1 protein-coding gene is annotated in these 620 nt (G+C 66.9%); it reads right to left on the bottom strand.

Annotated features, from left to right (window positions below):
• Positions 1-620: AMP-binding protein (locus ACODS5_RS24680; protein WP_489109887.1), on the bottom strand; the 620-nt coding region annotated here is incomplete at both ends.

The raw sequence follows: 620 nt of genomic DNA, 5'->3' as shown, positions 1-620 counted from the left end.
CCCAGGTACAGCTCGCCCACCACGCCCACCGGCACCGGCTCCAGGTTGCCGTCCAGCACGTAGGTCGCCAGGTTGGCGATCGGCTGGCCGATCGGCACCGTGTCGCGACCTTCGTCGCGGCAGGTCCAGTGGGTCACGTCGATGGCCGCTTCGGTCGGGCCGTACAGGTTGAACAGGCCGGCGTTCGGCAGCTTGGCGAACACGCCTTGCTGGGCATCCACCTGCAAGGCTTCGCCACTGCAGACGATGCGCTTGAGGCTGCTGCAACTGGCCACCTGCTCATCCTGCAGGAACACCTGCAGCATCGACGGCACGAAGTGCAGCGTGCTGACCTGGTGCTGGTTGATCAGCTCCACCAGGCGCGACGGATCGCGGTGGTCGCCCGGGCCGGCCACGGCCAGACGGGCACCGGTCATCAGTGGCCAGAAGAACTCCCACACCGAGACGTCGAAGCTGAACGGGGTCTTCTGCAACACCGTGTCGCTGCCGTCCAGCCCGTAAGCCTGCTGCATCCAGCACAGGCGGTTGACCAGCGCCGAGTGGCGGTTGCCCGCCCCTTTCGGCTTGCCGGTCGAACCCGAGGTGTAGATCACGTAGGCCAGGTTTTCCGGGCTCACGGC

The sequence above is a fragment of the Pseudomonas sp. FG47 genome (assembly GCF_057809115.1).
Note: the sequence above shows the minus strand (reverse complement) of the source record. Positions and strands in the feature narration are given on the sequence as shown.